9 protein-coding genes and 1 pseudogene are annotated in these 14687 nt (G+C 68.8%); 3 read left to right on the forward strand and 7 right to left on the reverse strand.

The annotated features are described in order from the left end of the window. Window positions 1–188: 188 nt before the first annotated feature. The 6 genes from C556_RS19415 to C556_RS22120 all read right to left on the reverse strand — a co-directional run bounded on the left by C556_RS19415 (window position 189) and on the right by C556_RS22120 (window position 11496). Window positions 189–2330 (reverse strand): AsmA family protein, encoded by a 2142-nt coding sequence (locus tag C556_RS19415; protein ID WP_018747187.1) that lies wholly within the window; start codon window positions 2328–2330, stop codon window positions 189–191. 270 nt (window positions 2331–2600) lie between these two features. After that, a complete protein-coding gene (treY, locus tag C556_RS19420; protein WP_211214673.1) occupies window positions 2601–5432 on the reverse strand; it encodes a malto-oligosyltrehalose synthase in 2832 nt (943 codons plus the stop codon). 62 nt (window positions 5433–5494) lie between these two features. Then, window positions 5495–7297, reverse strand: a complete 1803-nt coding sequence (gene treZ, locus C556_RS0105280) for a malto-oligosyltrehalose trehalohydrolase (RefSeq protein ID WP_018747189.1) — start codon at window positions 7295–7297, stop codon at window positions 5495–5497. Further along, a complete protein-coding gene (gene glgX, locus C556_RS0105285; protein ID WP_018747190.1) occupies window positions 7294–9519 on the reverse strand; it encodes a glycogen debranching protein GlgX in 2226 nt (741 codons plus the stop codon). Before glgX ends, treZ begins: the two co-directional genes overlap by 4 nt. Window positions 9520–9538: 19 nt before the next feature. Continuing rightward, the gene (gene glgA / locus C556_RS0105290; protein ID WP_157235876.1) at window positions 9539–11023 is read right to left on the reverse strand and encodes a glycogen synthase GlgA; all 1485 of its coding nucleotides are present in this window, start codon (window positions 11021–11023) and stop codon (window positions 9539–9541) included. Window positions 11024–11337: 314 nt separating this feature from the next. Then, window positions 11338–11496 carry a DUF3309 family protein gene (locus tag C556_RS22120; protein ID WP_018747192.1) on the reverse strand — a complete coding sequence of 53 codons (159 nt, stop codon included), beginning with the start codon at window positions 11494–11496 and terminating at the stop codon, window positions 11338–11340. A gap of 168 nt (window positions 11497–11664) precedes the next feature. Here C556_RS22120 and C556_RS22800 point away from each other — a divergent pair, with 168 nt between their 5' ends. Continuing rightward, on the forward strand, window positions 11665–11862 hold the full coding sequence (locus C556_RS22800; RefSeq protein ID WP_157235879.1) for a hypothetical protein: 198 nt from the start codon (window positions 11665–11667) through the stop codon (window positions 11860–11862). Continuing rightward, entirely contained in the window at window positions 11862–12386 is a 525-nt protein-coding gene (locus tag C556_RS0105300; RefSeq protein ID WP_018747193.1) for an MgtC/SapB family protein, read from the forward strand. The genes C556_RS22800 and C556_RS0105300 overlap by 1 nt, the downstream gene beginning before the upstream one ends. 23 nt (window positions 12387–12409) lie before the next feature. Here C556_RS0105300 and C556_RS22125 read toward each other — a convergent pair. Next, window positions 12410–13164, reverse strand: a pseudogene (locus C556_RS22125) (transposase). Between the two features lie 135 nt (window positions 13165–13299). Between C556_RS22125 and C556_RS0105305 the strand changes: the two are divergent. Further along, window positions 13300–14655, forward strand: coding sequence for a hypothetical protein (locus C556_RS0105305; RefSeq protein WP_018747194.1), 1356 nt, complete (start codon window positions 13300–13302; stop codon window positions 14653–14655). The last annotated feature ends 32 nt before the right edge of the window (window positions 14656–14687 follow it).

Below are 14687 nucleotides of genomic sequence, written 5' to 3' on the forward strand. Positions count from 1 at the left end.
CGCGAGGGAACCCCGCAGGGGCGCGTATGCGGGGCGGCCTTTTCTTTGGTTCGTTTCTTTTGGCCGTGCAAAAGAAATGAACCGGCCCGCCCGGCCGTTGAGGGCGTCAAGTAACCGCGCCGCAGGCGCTAGGCGGTTAAACGCTTTTGCAGTTGCCGTTGCAGCGACAACCACAACTGCACCCCCCATCACTTCCCCTCCGCCGTCGGCGTCACCTTCGGCTTCGCCAACGCCTTGCCCGGCGCCTCCGACTTCGGCGCAGGGGCGGGTGTCGGTGTCGGGGTCGGGGTTCCTGTCGGGGTGCGGTTCCAGGTTCCCTGCCGCTCCGCCGGATCGCTCGCCGTGCCCTTCGCACCCGGCGCGGCGGCGCGCTCCTTATCCTGCAACTGCTTCCCCGCCTTGCGCGGATTCTTCAGCAACGCCGCGCACGGGGTGTCCTCCGCGCCGCCCAGCTCGATCAGCGGCAACAACGCCAGCGGCGGCGAGATGGTCGCCAGCGCGGCGGCGACCGCCACGCGGCCGGTGGGTTGCGGCAGGCTGGGGCGCACGCTCGGCTTGGCCAGCGGGCCGGACAGCACGATCGGGCCGCGCAGCGCGGCCAGGCTGATGTCCTTCGGGTCGGAACGCAGCCGCAGGTCCAGTTGCTCCCGCTTCAGGTCGATGGTGCCTTCGCCCTTGACCACGCTCTTCTCGGTGTCGAGCACCAGGGTGCGGGCGAGCAGGTTGCCGTCCTTGGCCTCGAAGTCGGCCACGGCGCAGCGGATGTCGATCTGCTCGTCGCCGGTGAGCAGGATGCCCAGCGAGTTGGCGACGTCCAGGTTGGCCAGGCGCATGATCAGCTTGCTGGTGCTGCCGCCGTGCATCAGCAGCGCGATGTCGCCGTCGGCGCTGGCGGCCATGCGCGCCACCGAGTCGCCGCGCATGTCCAGCCTGGCCCAGCCGCCAACCAGGCCGACGCTGGCTTTTTCGCCGAGGTCGAGCTTGGGTACCAGCCGCTTCAGTTGCAGCTTGCGCACCTTGACGTCGGCCTGGGTGCGGAACGGCTCCAGGTTGCTGTCCAGCTTCACCGTCGAGCGCAGGTCGCCGCCGGCGACGCCGAAGTTGAGCGGGTTCAGCGTGACCACGCCGTCTTTCAGCAGCAGGTGGGCCTCGAAGTCGTCCAGCGGCAGTTTTTCGGTCTGGATGCGATGGCCCTTCAGGCGCACGTCGGCGTTGGCGACCTTGAGCTTTTCCACGTTGAGGGTGTTCTGCGGCAGCACCTTGCTGCCGGGTACGGCGACGGTCTTGCCGCTCTGTTCGTCGCGCGCGCCCAGGAAGCCGGACAGGTCCTTCAGGTCGAGCCGGCGCGAGGTCAGGTCGGCCTGGATGAATTGTGGCTGCTGGCCGCGATCCACCTTGAAGCGGCCGTTCAGGTCGCTGTTGCCCACCTTGCCGGCGATGCGGCTCAGGTCCCAGACCTCGCCGCTGTGCTGGAGATGGCCCTTGACCGAGTAGGCCGGGGTGGCGGGCAGCGGCACGCCCAGCAGCGGGTACAGCTCGGCCAGGCTGCGGCCGGATAGCGCGAAGTTGGCGTCCAGCCCGCTGAACTGGCGCAGGTTGGCGATGCTGCCGTCGGCGGCGACGCGGGTGGCGCCGATCCGCCCCTGCGCGGCGATCGGATAGGGGCGGCGATTTTCCGCCAGGGTCTGTTGCAGGTCGGTGACCGAGCCGATCTCGCCGGTGAGGGTCAGCGGCAGATCCTGGTAGCTGCCGGCGGCGTCGATCAGCAGCCGGCTCTGCCGGGTGTCGGTGCCGGCGGTGCGCGAGTTGGCCTTCACCGTGACGTCGCTCTTCAACTGCGGGTCGAGATAGCGTACCAGGCCGTCCTGGACGCGCAGCATGCCGATCTGCACGCCTTGGTCATCCTTTTCCGCTTCGCGCGGTTTCAGGTCGAAGGCCCAGTTGCCCTGGCCTTTGGCGTTGCGCTCCAGCAGCACGCGCGGGGTGTCCAGCACCAGTTGCGGCAGCACCACCCGGCCTTTCAGCAGTGGCCACAGGTCGAGCTGCACCGTCAGCGAGCGCGCGTGCGCCATGGTGCGTTCGTGGCTCCAGGCGGCGTTGCCCAGCACCAGGTCGTGGGCGGTGACGGTGGGGCGCAGCGACAGCTGCACGTCGAGGTCGCCGTTGATGGCGAAACTGCGTCCGGTCTCGGCGGTGACGCGCCGCGCGATCGGGCCGCGCAGCAGGTTCCAGTCGAACAGGGCGATGGCGGCGATCACCAAGGCCAACAGGCCGGCGGTGACGGTCAGCGCGATGCGGTGGCGGTAAAACCAGTTTGATCGGTCGATCATGGTCGGCTTCCTTGATCAGTCCCCGCTCACGCGCCACGAGCGCGGCGAGGCTCCCTCGCGGCGGCGAGGGCGGGGGGAGTGGAATCGAACAGGAAGCACCGGCGTTCTGGCGCACCAGTCCGGTTTCGCGTCCGGCTTGGCCGGGGGCGCGATGCAACCGGCAGGTCGCGGCGGGCCGACCGGACTTGCCGGTGCGCCCAACTTCGGATCCTGGTGTTCCCGTTCATGGTTGTTCTCCTTGGCCCCCTTTTGATTGGCTCCTCCGCATCTTCATGGGCGGTGGTGCAACAACACGGCGATCGGCAACGACTCGAACAGCGTCGGCAACGCAAGGCGCTCCGTGGTATCGAGTTGCCGGTCGTGCAGCAGGTCCAGCCAGCGGCCGCTCAGCGGCAGGCCGAGTTCGGTGTCGGCCCAGCGCGCCGGCGCCAGCGCCGGGGTGGCGGCGCCGTCCAGCAACGCGGCCAGCCGCAGCGGCACCACCACCACCACCAGCGTGTCGTCGCCATGCCGTCGGGCGAATGCCAGCACATGGCCGGCCAGCGGGCCGTGCACCGGCAGCGGCAGGTACTGGCCGACGGTGAACAGCTCGGGATGGGCGCGGCGCGCGGCGAGCAGGCGGGCGATCAGCGCCTGCTTGATGCGACCGTCGTGCCAGCTCGCCAGCAACGGCGCCAGCGCGCCCTGGCGCTCGTGCAAGGCCAGCGCGGCTTCGCGGCTGGCCCAGTCCACCGGGCGACGGTTGTCGGGATCGACCAGGCTGTGGTCCCAGAACTCGCCGCCCTGGTACAGGTCGGGTACGCCGGGGGCGGTCAGGCGCAGCACGGTCTGGGTCAGGCCGTTGAGCGCGCCGGCGGCGGCGATGCGGTCGACGAAGGCGGCCAGCCGCCGCACGAACTCGCCGCCGGGCCGCAGCAGCGCGGCGACGAAATCGCGGCCGGCGGCTTCGTAGTCGGGATGCGGGGTCAGCCAGTCGGTGCGGCGCTTGGCTTCGCGCTCGGCTTTTTCCAGCCAGCGGGCGATGCGTTCGGCGAACGCGGCCAGCGCGGGCGCGTCGTCCGGGCGCAATCCGGGCGGCCAGGCGCCGATCAGGGTCTGGTACAGCATCAATTCGGCCGGGCGTTCCGGCGCCGGCTGGCCGTCCACCTCGCGCTTGAGCCCGGCGTTGGCATCGCACCACGCGGCCAGTTCGGTCAGGGTGTCGCGGTGCAGTTCGCTCAGCACCGCCAGCCGCGCGCGCACGTCCTCGCCGCGCTTGTGGTCGTGGGTGGCGGTGGTCAGCTGGGCGTGCGGGCAATGCGCGGCGCGCCACGCCGCCTGGGCGTGGAAGGTGTCGGCGTCGTCGGCGAAACGGTCGGGCTCGCCGCCGACTTCGTTGAGCGACAGCAGGCGGCCGTAGCGGTAGAAGGCGGTGTCCTCGATGGCCTTGGCGGCCACCGGCGAGGTCAGTTGTTGCAGGCGGCGGCGCGCGGTGTGCAGCAACGGGTCGCCGTAGGCGGGCTGACGGCCCAGCCAGTCGGCGGCCTTGTGCAGCACCGGGCGGTCGATCGGGCGCAGCGCGGCCTGGGCGGTGCGCAACGCGGTGTCCAGGTGGCGGCTGTCCTCGGCGTCCACCGCGTCGTCGCGGGCGTAGATGCGATAGACGGGAAAGGCCAGCACCAGCTCGCGCAGCACCCGCGCCAGGGCGCGCGGCGGGTAGTCGCGGCCGGCGCGGTCGGCGCAGGCGACGTCGGCCAGCGCCTGGGCGGCGGCGGCCAGTTCGCCGGCGAAGCGTTCTTCCAGCATCCGTTGCCGGGCGTCGAGGCGGATGGCGTCGTAGCCGCCGGCGGCGCCCAGGCCGGACAACGCCAGCCAGCCGGCCTCCAGCGGCGCGGCCCCGGCCGGGTCGTGCAGCAGGCGGTTGGCCTGGTTGAGGAAGTCGTAGCCGGTGGTGCCGTGCACTGCCCAGTCGCGCGGGGCCTCTTCGGGGGCGAGGATCTTTTCCACCACCAGCCACGGTTCGTCGCGCGGCGCGTTGGCCGGGCGGCGGGGGCGCAGCACGGCCAGCCGCTCGCGCAGCGCGGCGCAGTAGCCGGCGGGGTCGGTCAGGCCGTCGACGTGATCGACGCGCACGCCGTCGATCAGTCCGGCGGCGTACAGCCGGAAGACCAGCGCGTGGGCGGCCTCGAACACTTCGGGTTCCTCGACGCGCAGCGCCGCCAGGGTGTCGACGGCGAAGAAGCGGCGCCAGTTGATGGCGTCGCAGGCGGTGGTCCAGCTGGCCAGCCGGTAATGCTGGTTCTCCAGCACGGCGTGCAGCCGCTCGATGGCGTCGGGGCTGCGCGGATCGTGGGCGACCAGCGCGGCCAGGATGTCGGCGCGGCCGCCTGCGGTGGCGGCGTAATCGCGCAGGCCGCGCCACGCTTCGGCGGCGGCCGCCGCCAGTGCTTCCGGTGTTTCGTCGGCCTCCAGTGCCTCGAACAGTTCGGCCAGCGCCAGTCCGTCGGGCTCGCCCAGCCCGGCGCGCAGCAGTTGCGCGTGGCTGCGCGGCGACAGCGGCAGGCGGCGTTCGCCGTAGCCGAGCTGGAAGCGGCCGCTGTCCCAGTCGAAGCGCGGGGTCAGTTCGCCCGCTTGCAGCAGCGCGCCGTAGTGGCCGCCCAGGATCGGCAGCAGCACCTTGCCGTCCAGGCCGGGGGTGGGGGCGTGCCAGTCGATGTCGAAGTAGCGGGCGTAGCGGCTGCGCTCGCCCCAGGTCAGCACGTCCACCCACCACGGGTTGTGCTCGTCGGCGATGCCCATGTGGTTGGGCACGATGTCGATCACCAGCCCCATGCCGCGCTGGCGCAACGCCGCCACCAGGTGCGCCAGCCCCTCCTCGCCGCCCAGTTCGGGGTTGACCCGGGTGGGATCGACCACGTCGTAGCCATGCGGCGAGCCGGGCACGGCGCAGGTGATCGGCGATAGATAGAGATGGCTGATCCCCAGCCGGGCGAAGTAGTCCACCAGGTCGGCGGCGTGGTGGAAGGTGAAGTCGCGGTGCATCTGCAAGCGCACGGTGGCGCGGACTGTGGGGGAAGAGGGAAGGGGGAAGGGGGAAGGGGCGCGCGCTTCGCGCACGTCCACGTCGTTTCCGGTTTGGTCGTTCCCCTTCTCTCTTCCCCCTTCTCCCTTCCCGAGCATTTGGTTCATCGCAGCGTTTCCCCGTGATCCAGCCACACCAGGCAGCTATGTGCCGGGATGCGGGTGTCGTTCAGTGCGTTGGCGGCGTCGGGCGGGGTCTGGAACAGCAGGCCGTGCTCGGGCAGCGGGGCGGGCAGGGTGCCGCGGGGCAGGGCGGGGCCGAAGTTGGCCAGTACCACCAGCACCCGGCCGTCGCGCAGCCGCCATTGGGCCAGCACGCCGCGTTCGCCCACGGCGGCGGCGGCCAGCGCGCGGCAGCCGGGCAGGGCCGGCATCAGGTAGTCGCGGCGCAGGGTGAGCAGCAGGCCGACCAGCGCCAGCCGCTGCTGCGCGGCGCTGTCGCGGGCGGCGGCGGGGGCGAGCCGGCTGGCCTCGAAGCTGTCGGGCGCCTGCGGGTCGGGGATGCGTGCCTGCTGCGCCGGGTCGGCGAAGGCGCCGAAGTGGGCGAACTCTTCGCGCCGGCCGTCGCGGATGGCGGTGGCCAGCTCGGGCGCGTGGTCGATGAAGTAGAGGAACGGCGCGGTCTCGCCCCATTCCTCGCCCATGAACAACAGCGGAATCGGCGGGGTGAGCAGCAGCAGCGCCAGCGCGGCGTCGAGCGCGGCGGGCGGTGCCAGCACGGTCAGCCGTTCGCCCAGCGCGCGGTTGCCGATCTGGTCGTGGTTTTGCAAGCAGTGGATGAAGGCGGTCGGCGGCAGGTGGCCGCTGGGCTCGCCGCGCGGGCGGTCCTGCCACGGCGCATAGGGCTCGCCCTGGTAGGCGAAGCCTTCGCCCAGGCAGCGCGCCAGCCGTTGCGCGGCGTGGTCGGCGAAGGCGGCGTAGTAGCCGTCGTGCTCGCCGGTCAGCAGTACGTGCAGCGCGTGGTGGGCATCGTCGTTCCATTGCGCCACGTAGGGGGCGATGCCGTCGGCGTCGGGGGTCAGCAGGCTGGCGCGGTTGTCGGCGTTCTCCAGCATCAGGTGGATGTGCCGGTCCGGGTCGAGCGCGGCCCGCAGGCGTGCTGCGAAGTGGCGCAGGAAGGCGGGGCTGCCGACGGCGTGCGCGGCGTCGAAGCGCAGGCCGTCGCAGCGCATTTCGTCCAGCCAGAACAGCGCGTTGGCGAGCAGGAAGCCTTCGACCACCGGATGCGCGACGTTGAGCTGGGTGCCCCAGCCGCTGCCGTCGCGGTGGAAGAAGTCGCGGGCGTAGCCGTGCAGGTAGTTGCCGGCCGGGCCGAAGTGGTTGTAGACCACGTCGATGAACACCTGGAGCCGGTGGCGGTGCGCGGTGTCGATCAGCGCCTTGAGCTGGTCGGGCGTGCCGTAGCCTTCGAACGGGGCGAACGGCAGCACGCCGTCGTAGCCCCAGCCGCGCTCGCCGGGAAAGGCGGCCAGCGGCATCAGTTCGATGGCGGTGATGCCCAGCTGCGCCAGCGCCGGCACCTGTTCGCGTACGGCGTCGAAGCCGCCGTAGGCGCCGACGTGCAGTTCGTAGATCACCGTTTCATGCCACGGCCGGCCGCGCCAGTCGTGGGCTTCCCAGGGATAGGCGTCGGGGTCGGTGAGGATGCTCCAGCCATCGGGGCCGCCGTGCTGGGCGCGCGAGGCCGGGTCGGGCACCGGCTGGCCGTCCACCACGAAGCGGTAGCGGTCGCCGGGCCGGGCCGGGGTGTCCAGGCCGTGGCCACCCGCGCCGTCGCGGGCCAGGCTGAGAATGCGGCCGTCGGCGAAGGCCAGTTGCACGACGGCGGCGTCGGGCGCCCACAGGCGGAAGCGTGCCAGGCCGTTGCCCAGCAGGGTGGCGCCGAAGGGCAGCGTGCGGTCGTTCATGCGGGCTCCGCTTCGGCGGCGGGCGGTGGCGCGGCCTCGTCGGCGGGCTCGTCGTCGGGCTGGGCGTGCGGCTCCGGTTCGGCCTTGGGCACGCGCACCCGCGGGCCGGGCACCTGGTCGATGCGCACGGCGGCCAGCAGCAGCGCCATGCTGTGCGCCGGCACTTCCAGGCCGTCCTCGTTGCCGAGCGGCGCGGCCGGCTGCTCGGGGAAGGCGCTCTGGATCGATACCTGCCACGGCAGGTCGGGGCCGTCGGGCAGTTCGAAGCGGATCGGGTCGTGGCCGGCGTTGAGCAGGATCAGCGTGACGGTGCCATTGCCGTCCTCGTCCACGCCGGAGCGCCGCACCGCCAGCGCCTTGGCGTCGGGGTTGTCCCAATCGCCGTTGCTCAGCGGCTGGCCGCGCTCGTCGAAGAACGCCAGGTCGGCCACGCCGGGCAGGGTTTGGGTTTCACCGTGCGGAAAGCCCAGCGCGCGCAGCGACTTGCACTCGCGGCGCAAGGCGATCAGCCGGGCGACGTAGCGGGTCAGCGCGCTGCCGTCCTCGCCGCGCGCGGCGTCCCAGTCGTACCAGGAGAGGTCGTTGTCCTGGCAGTAGGTGTTGTTGTTGCCGCGCTGGCTGCGGCCGAATTCGTCGCCGCCGAGCAGCATCGGGGTGCCGGTGGACAGCAACAGCGTGCCGAGCATGGCGCGCTGCACGCGCTCGCGGGTAAGGCGGATTTCGGGATCGTCGGTCGGGCCCTCGGCGCCCCAGTTGTTGCTGCGGTTGTCGTTGTGGCCGTCGTTGTTGTCCTCGCCGTTGGCCTCGTTGTGCTTGTCGTTGTACGAGACCCAGTCGGCCAGGGTGAAGCCGTCGTGCGCGGTGAGGAAGTTGATCGACGCCCACGGTTTGCGGTGGCGCTTGTCGAAATAGTCGGCCGAGCCGGCCAGGCGCGCCGCCAGCGGGGCGCGGGTGCCGGGGTCGCCGCGCCAGTAGCCGCGCACGGTGTCGCGGTACTGGTCGTTCCATTCGGCGAAGCCGGGCGGATGCTGGCCGAGCACGTAGCCGCCGGGGCCGCAGTCCCATGGTTCGCTGATGAGCTTGAGGCGCGACAGCTGCGGGTCCTGCTTGAGCGCGTCGAAAAAGCCGGCGCCCGGGTCGAAGCCCCAGCTTTCGCGGCCCAGGGTGCAGCCCAGGTCGAAGCGGAAGCCGTCGACGTGGTAGGCGTCCACCCAGTGGCGCAGCGAATCCAGCACCATCTGCAACACGCGCGGATGCGACAGGTTGAGGGTGTTGCCGCAGCCGGTTTCGTTGATGTAATAGCGGCGCTCGTCCGGCAGCAGGCGGTAGTAGCTGGCGTTGTCCAGACCGCGCCACGACAGCGTCGGGCCGCGCTCGTTGCCTTCGCAGGTGTGGTTGTAGACCACGTCCAGGATCACCTCGATGCCGGCGGCGTGCAGGCGGCGCACCGCGGTGCGGATCTCGTCGAGCGAGCCGTTCGACAGGTAGCGCGGCTCCGGGGCGAAGTAGCTGAGGGTGTTGTAGCCCCAGTAGTTGGCCAGGCCCTTGTCGAGCAGGTACGAATCCTGGGTGAACGCCTGCACCGGCAGCAGTTCGACGGCGGTGACGCCCAGCTGGTGCAGGTGGTCGATGAAGCGCGGGTCGGCCAGCGCGGCGAAGGTGCCGCGCTTGTGCGCGGCGATGTCCTGGCGCTGGCGCGACACGCCGCGCACGTGGGTTTCGTAGATCACGGTGTCGCGCCACGGCACGTCGGGCGGGTTGTCGCCGCTCCAGTTGAAGCCGCCGCCCTCGACCATGCACTTGGGCATGGCGTGCGCGCTGTCGCGCCGATCGAAAGTGAGGTCGGCGCGGTGCGCGCCGAGCTTGTAGCCGAACACCGCCGGGCCCCACTTGATGTCGCCGACGATGCGCCGGGCGTAGGGGTCGAGCAGCAGCTTGTTCGGATTGAAGCGATGGCCGTTGGCCGGGTCGTACGGGCCGTGGGCGCGGTAGCCGTAGAGCAGGCCCGGCTTGGCGTCGGGCAGGTAGCCGTGCCAGATCTCGTCGGTGCACATCGGCAGCGGGTAGCGCGCGATCTCCTTGCGCCCGCGTTCGTCGAACACGCACAGCTCGATCAGGGTGGCGCTGGCGGAGAACACGGCGAAGTTGACGCCCTGGCCATCCCAGTGGGCGCCGAGCGGGTAGGGACGGCCAAGGTCGAGACGATCGGGAAGGGTGTGCATGACGGCTTCTCTCCAAGGGTCAGGCGATGGCCTGGCGCGCGGCGCGCGGGCGGGGCTGGTCCAACTGGGCATACAGCGCGAGATAACGTTCGACCGGGCGCGGCCAGCCGAAGTCGGCCTGCATGGCGTTGCGCTGCAACTGCCGCCACACGCGCGGTTGCGAGAACGCGGCCAGGGCGCGCTCCACGGCCTCGACCATTTCGGCCGGCGCGTCGCCGTCGAACAGGAAGCCGTTGGCGCGCGCGGTCTGCGGGTCGTGTTCGACCGGATCGACGATGGTGTCGGCCAGCCCGCCCACGCGCGAGGCGACCGGGATAGTGCCGTAGCGCATGGCGTACAGCGGGGCGAGGCCGCACGGTTCGAAGCGGCTGCCGTGCAGCAGCAGGTTGGCGCCGCCGTGCAGCAGGTGGGCCAGCGCCTCGCTGTAGCCGATGTGGGCGGCGACGCGGCGCGGGTAGCGCTGTTGCAGTTCGCGGAAGCCCTGTTCGTATTGCGGCTGGCCGCAGCCGAGCATCGCCACCTGCAGGCGCGGATAGCGGTTGAGCAGGAACGGCAGCGCCTCCAGCGCCACGTCGGCCATCTTCTGGTGGGTGAGGCGGCTGCCCAGCGCGACCACCGGCGCGAAGGCGTCCTCGGGCAAGCCGAAGCGGCGCTGCAACGCGGCCTTGCACGCGTGCTTGCCGCTGGGGTCGGCGGCGCTGAACGGCTTGGGCAGCAGCGCATCGTCGGCCGGATTCCACAGGGCGGTGTCGATGCCGTTGAGGATGCCGTGCAGCTGCGCGGCGCGCGGGCGCAGCACGCCGTCCATGCCGTGGCCGCCCTCGGCGGTGAGCAGCTCGCCGGCGTGGCCGGGGCTGACGGTGTTGAGCAGGTCGGCATACACCAGCCCGGCCTTGACGAAGCTGAGCTGGCCCCAGAACTCGCAGCCTTCGCTGCCGCGTGCCTGCGCCGGGATGGCGAGCTTATCCATCCATTCGAGCGGGTAATTGCCCTGGAACGCCAGGTTGTGGACGGTGAACAGCGTGCGCACCGGCGCGCCACTGTCGCGCACCAGCAGCGGCACCAGTCCGGTATGCCAGTCGTGGGCGTGCACCACGTCCACCCCCGGCAACCCCGGCAGGCCGGCGGCGACGTGCGCGGCGGCATGGCAGAACGCGCCGAAGCGTAGCGGGTTGTCGGCGTATTCGCGGCCGTCGTGGTCGAGGTAGAGCGACCCTTCGCGGACCAGCAGCGCGTCGTTGCGCCACAGCAGCAGCGGCAGCCCCACGCCCGGCAGGGTGGCGGCGAGCAGGCTGGCGGGGCCGCCGGGCAGATCGTCGAAGCGCGCCACTTCGCGCACGTCCTCCACCGCTTCCAGCGTGCCCGGCCAAGCGGGCAGCATCAACGTCACCGCCGTACCGGCGCGGTGCAGCGCCGGGGCGAACGCGCCCACCATGTCGCCCAGGCCGCCGGTCTTGGCGAGCGGCACGGCTTCGGCGGCCACCATCAGAACGTGAAGGCTCATATCGGTATTCCTGATCGGATTGGCAAACGGTGGAATGAATCGGCGAATTGCGGCAGCGATTGCCCGGCAATTCGGAGCGGGGCGGAATTGAGATGCCTGAATTGACCGTCGATACGGTCCGGGGCGATCGGCGATTTGAATTGCGCCCGACTGATCCCACCGCCTACAAGGTAATGCAGCGGGGCATGAAGGCGGATTCAAGGCGCTGCTGATATTGCTGTAGGACGAAATGCGACCACGCTGTAGGAGGGGAGGGCCGCAGGAGGGCGCGGCGGGCGGCATGCCAAGGTGGCGCCGCCCGCCAAGTGGCGTTGCTACAGGGTTCCGGTGAGCATCATCACCACCAGCGCCACCAGCAGCACCCCGACGATGCCGGTCGGGCCGTAGCCCCAGCCCCGGCTGTGCGGCCACGCCGGGAAGGCGCCCACCAGCAGCAATACCAGCACGATCAGCAGAATCAGGCTCAATGACATGATGTTCTCCTTGTGGCTTGTTATGGCAATTGTCTGGATCGCGCCGAAACGCGATTTCCGAATCCAGTTCAGCAGTAACCGTGCCAATGGCAATTGGCACGGTCCGGGCGCTGGCTTGCTAATTGCTTTTTCAATGCGACAAACCCCTCAATTCACCGGAGAAACCCCATGCGCCCGCTGCCCGCCAGACCCGCCCGCCCGCTCGATCTGCCCTTGCCACTGGCCCGCGGCACCGGCCACGCCGGACCTGCGATGGTGTTCGCGCTGCTGGCCTTGCTCGCCACCTGGCAATCGCCCTCTGCACCGGCCCCGGCGGCACACGCCAATTTGCAAAGCGCTGCAATTCCTACATGGATGGCCCACTGATGGACCCGCTGCTCACCCACCAACTGAGCATCCTGGCCGAAGTGGCGCTGGCGATGCTATTGGGCGGTCTGATCGGCCTGGAGCGCGAAGCCGCCGACAAGCCCGCCGGTCTGCGCACCCACATGCTGGTGGCCGGCGCCGCCGCGCTGCTGGTCGGCCTGGGCGACACCCTGCTGGCGCACTACCGCGACAGTCCCATGCGCGAACTGGTGAACACCGACCCGATCCGCATCATGGGCGCGGTCATCACCGGCGTGAGCTTCCTGGGCGCCGGCACCATCTTCCGCAACGGCAGCGGCACCGGCATCCACGGCCTGACCACCGCCGCCGGCCTATTGATGGCCGCCGCCATCGGCATCGCCACCGCCCTGCGCCAGCACCTGCTGGCTGTGACGGTGACGCTGCTGATCCTGGCGGTGTTGCGGGTGGTGCATTGGGGGGAGGAGTGGGTGGAGCGTAGGCAGAGCGGCAAGGGGCGTGGGGATAAGCTGGTGATACCTGAAGAGGGGGGGCGTATGGAGTAATTGTCGGCTGTGTCGCCCGCAGGTCAGCTATCTGGGAGGTTTGGGCGAGGCTCTGGCAGGACGCGAGAGGGTGTCCTAGGTTTTGTTAGCCGCACTTGTGCCACGCGCACCGTCACTGGCGAACCCAGCTGGATGAACCGGTTGAGCACGGTGGCACGGACTTGCAGTTCCGCCACCTGTGGCTCAAACGTTCGCGCCTTCACCTGTTCACCCAGCAACTTGAAGCCCCGCATCTTGGTGGTAGCCGCTCCAGCATTTCCAGATCGCCGGGGCCCGGTCGGCGCATCGCACGTAGCGCTTCGTTCCGAACTCGTGCTCTCTTTCCATGGCGGGCCGTTCCTGCGCACCGGGATGATCGCCTCGGCACCTCGTTTGACAATGGCACGATGGCAGCGCTTGGTGTCGTAAGCGCCATCGGCGCTCACGCTGGTGATTGGTTTCGTCGACCGGGATCTGCGTCAGCAGATGGGGCAGCACCGGTGCATCGCCCACGCCATTGTCGGTGACCTCTATCGCGCGAATTTCCAGCGTTTATGCGTCGGCTCTCGACCATGCCGGTGGCTTGGCGTAGTGCCAGGCCGAATGGCACCTTGATCGACAGGCAGAACTGGTTGGCCGCGTCGGAGAATTTTGGCTTACGCCCGGGCCCGCCGCTGGCCGGCGCGTAGCATTGCATGGCCGGATCGAGCCAGATCAGCAGCGATCCGCGTGCCTTGAGGGCGGCATCGTACTCACATGTGTTGGTGGTTCTGTGCTTGGCTGGAGCGGGTTTGGTCATAGCGAGAGTTTACCGACGGGGCTCAGGCGCGGGGAGTTGTGCAACAGAGCCCCGCTGTTATCGAAATTGGCTACCGCGCGAGGATGGTGAATACTCGGGAGTCGAGCTTGTGAAATAGGACAGTCGCGGATCGCTATGGCAAGGAAAAAGACGTCCCAATTACCCGCCGAGTACGGGGGATTCGTTCTGACGTTCGAACCGGAACGAACCACATGGATTGCCGAGCGCTTCCATTCCGAAATGCGATTGACCGAATCCTTCTCAGCGGTGGATTGGAGATTCGATCACCGCGAGTTGGTGTTTCTGGTGCTTGAGCATGAGCCTTTGGCCATAGGCGGGTTTGCTCTGATGGAACCCATGCACGGCAGCGGCGGTTCGATGAAACGCAAAATGCGCATGCACACGCCGCTGCTGGAATTTCACCCAGCGCTAAGCAGCAATGAGCTGAAAGTGGTGGACCTTGCGGCGCGGCTCAGTACGCCGGAACGGATGCAACGCCTTGACGCTACCGACTGGCACAAGCTGATCGCACAGGTGAAAGCATGCCGCCCAAGTGACGCAGCCGCCATTGATTTGCTCATTGCCAAACGCACGGAGCAAAGGCTCTTACCCAGCGGCAATCAACGGTACGATCGCCTGAATGAACAGCGCGATGGCCTGGGTTTGGTGCTCGACATTGGCAAGCAGGATCGCGCCAAGACCCTGAAGTCCTTGCAGGTCGATCGTGTGGATAGCGCGACTTCCATTCTGAGTTTGCTCGATGATGTGCTGATACAGGAGCGCAGCTTGCTGGAGCACGACCGCAGAGTATTCGAGCAGCTGTTTGGCGAAAAGAACCTGCCTTCGCAGTGGGCCAACTTCGATGACCAACAAGGGCATAAGGTTCGCGTCACTATCGTGGACAAGACCGCTCTCGAAACCGTGCTGGGGATCGACCTGATCATCTATCACACCTGCTATCAAAGCTTCCTGCTGCTCCAGTACAAGCGGATGACGAAGAATGCGAAAGGCAAATGGACCTATCCGATTTCCCCATCGTCCCGGCTGCATGACCAGCTGAAGAAGACGCGCGTCTTCATGAATGCGGCAGCCGATACGCAAGCGCCCGCTCCCACCCTATGGAACTATCGGCTTAATGAAGATCCATTTTTCTTCAAGTTCTGCCAGGAACATTCTCCCACTGCGCGCAATGAAAACCTGATCCCAGGAATCACGCTATCGGCCGACCATCTAAGCCACTTCCTCACCTTGCCGGAATCGGAAGGAGAAGGTGATGGGCGGTTGGTCGGCTATCATAACTGTCCGCGTTATCTGAACAATACTGAGTTCACGCAACTGGCGCAGATGGGTTGGATTGGCGCAGGCGTGCAATCTGCCGAACTAATGCGGAAAGTGCTGGAGGCCAATCGAGCCGGCAATCGGTCTGCCATGTTCGCAGTTATCGAATCGCCACAGGACAAGTCGGCAATGGGGCGACTCCGAAGACGCTGAATTGGGCCGGTTTGGTTATGGCCAGAGTTTAC

It is taken from the genome of Chitiniphilus shinanonensis DSM 23277 (assembly GCF_000374805.1).
GTDB classification, from domain to species: Bacteria; Pseudomonadota; Gammaproteobacteria; order Burkholderiales; family Chitinibacteraceae; genus Chitiniphilus; species Chitiniphilus shinanonensis.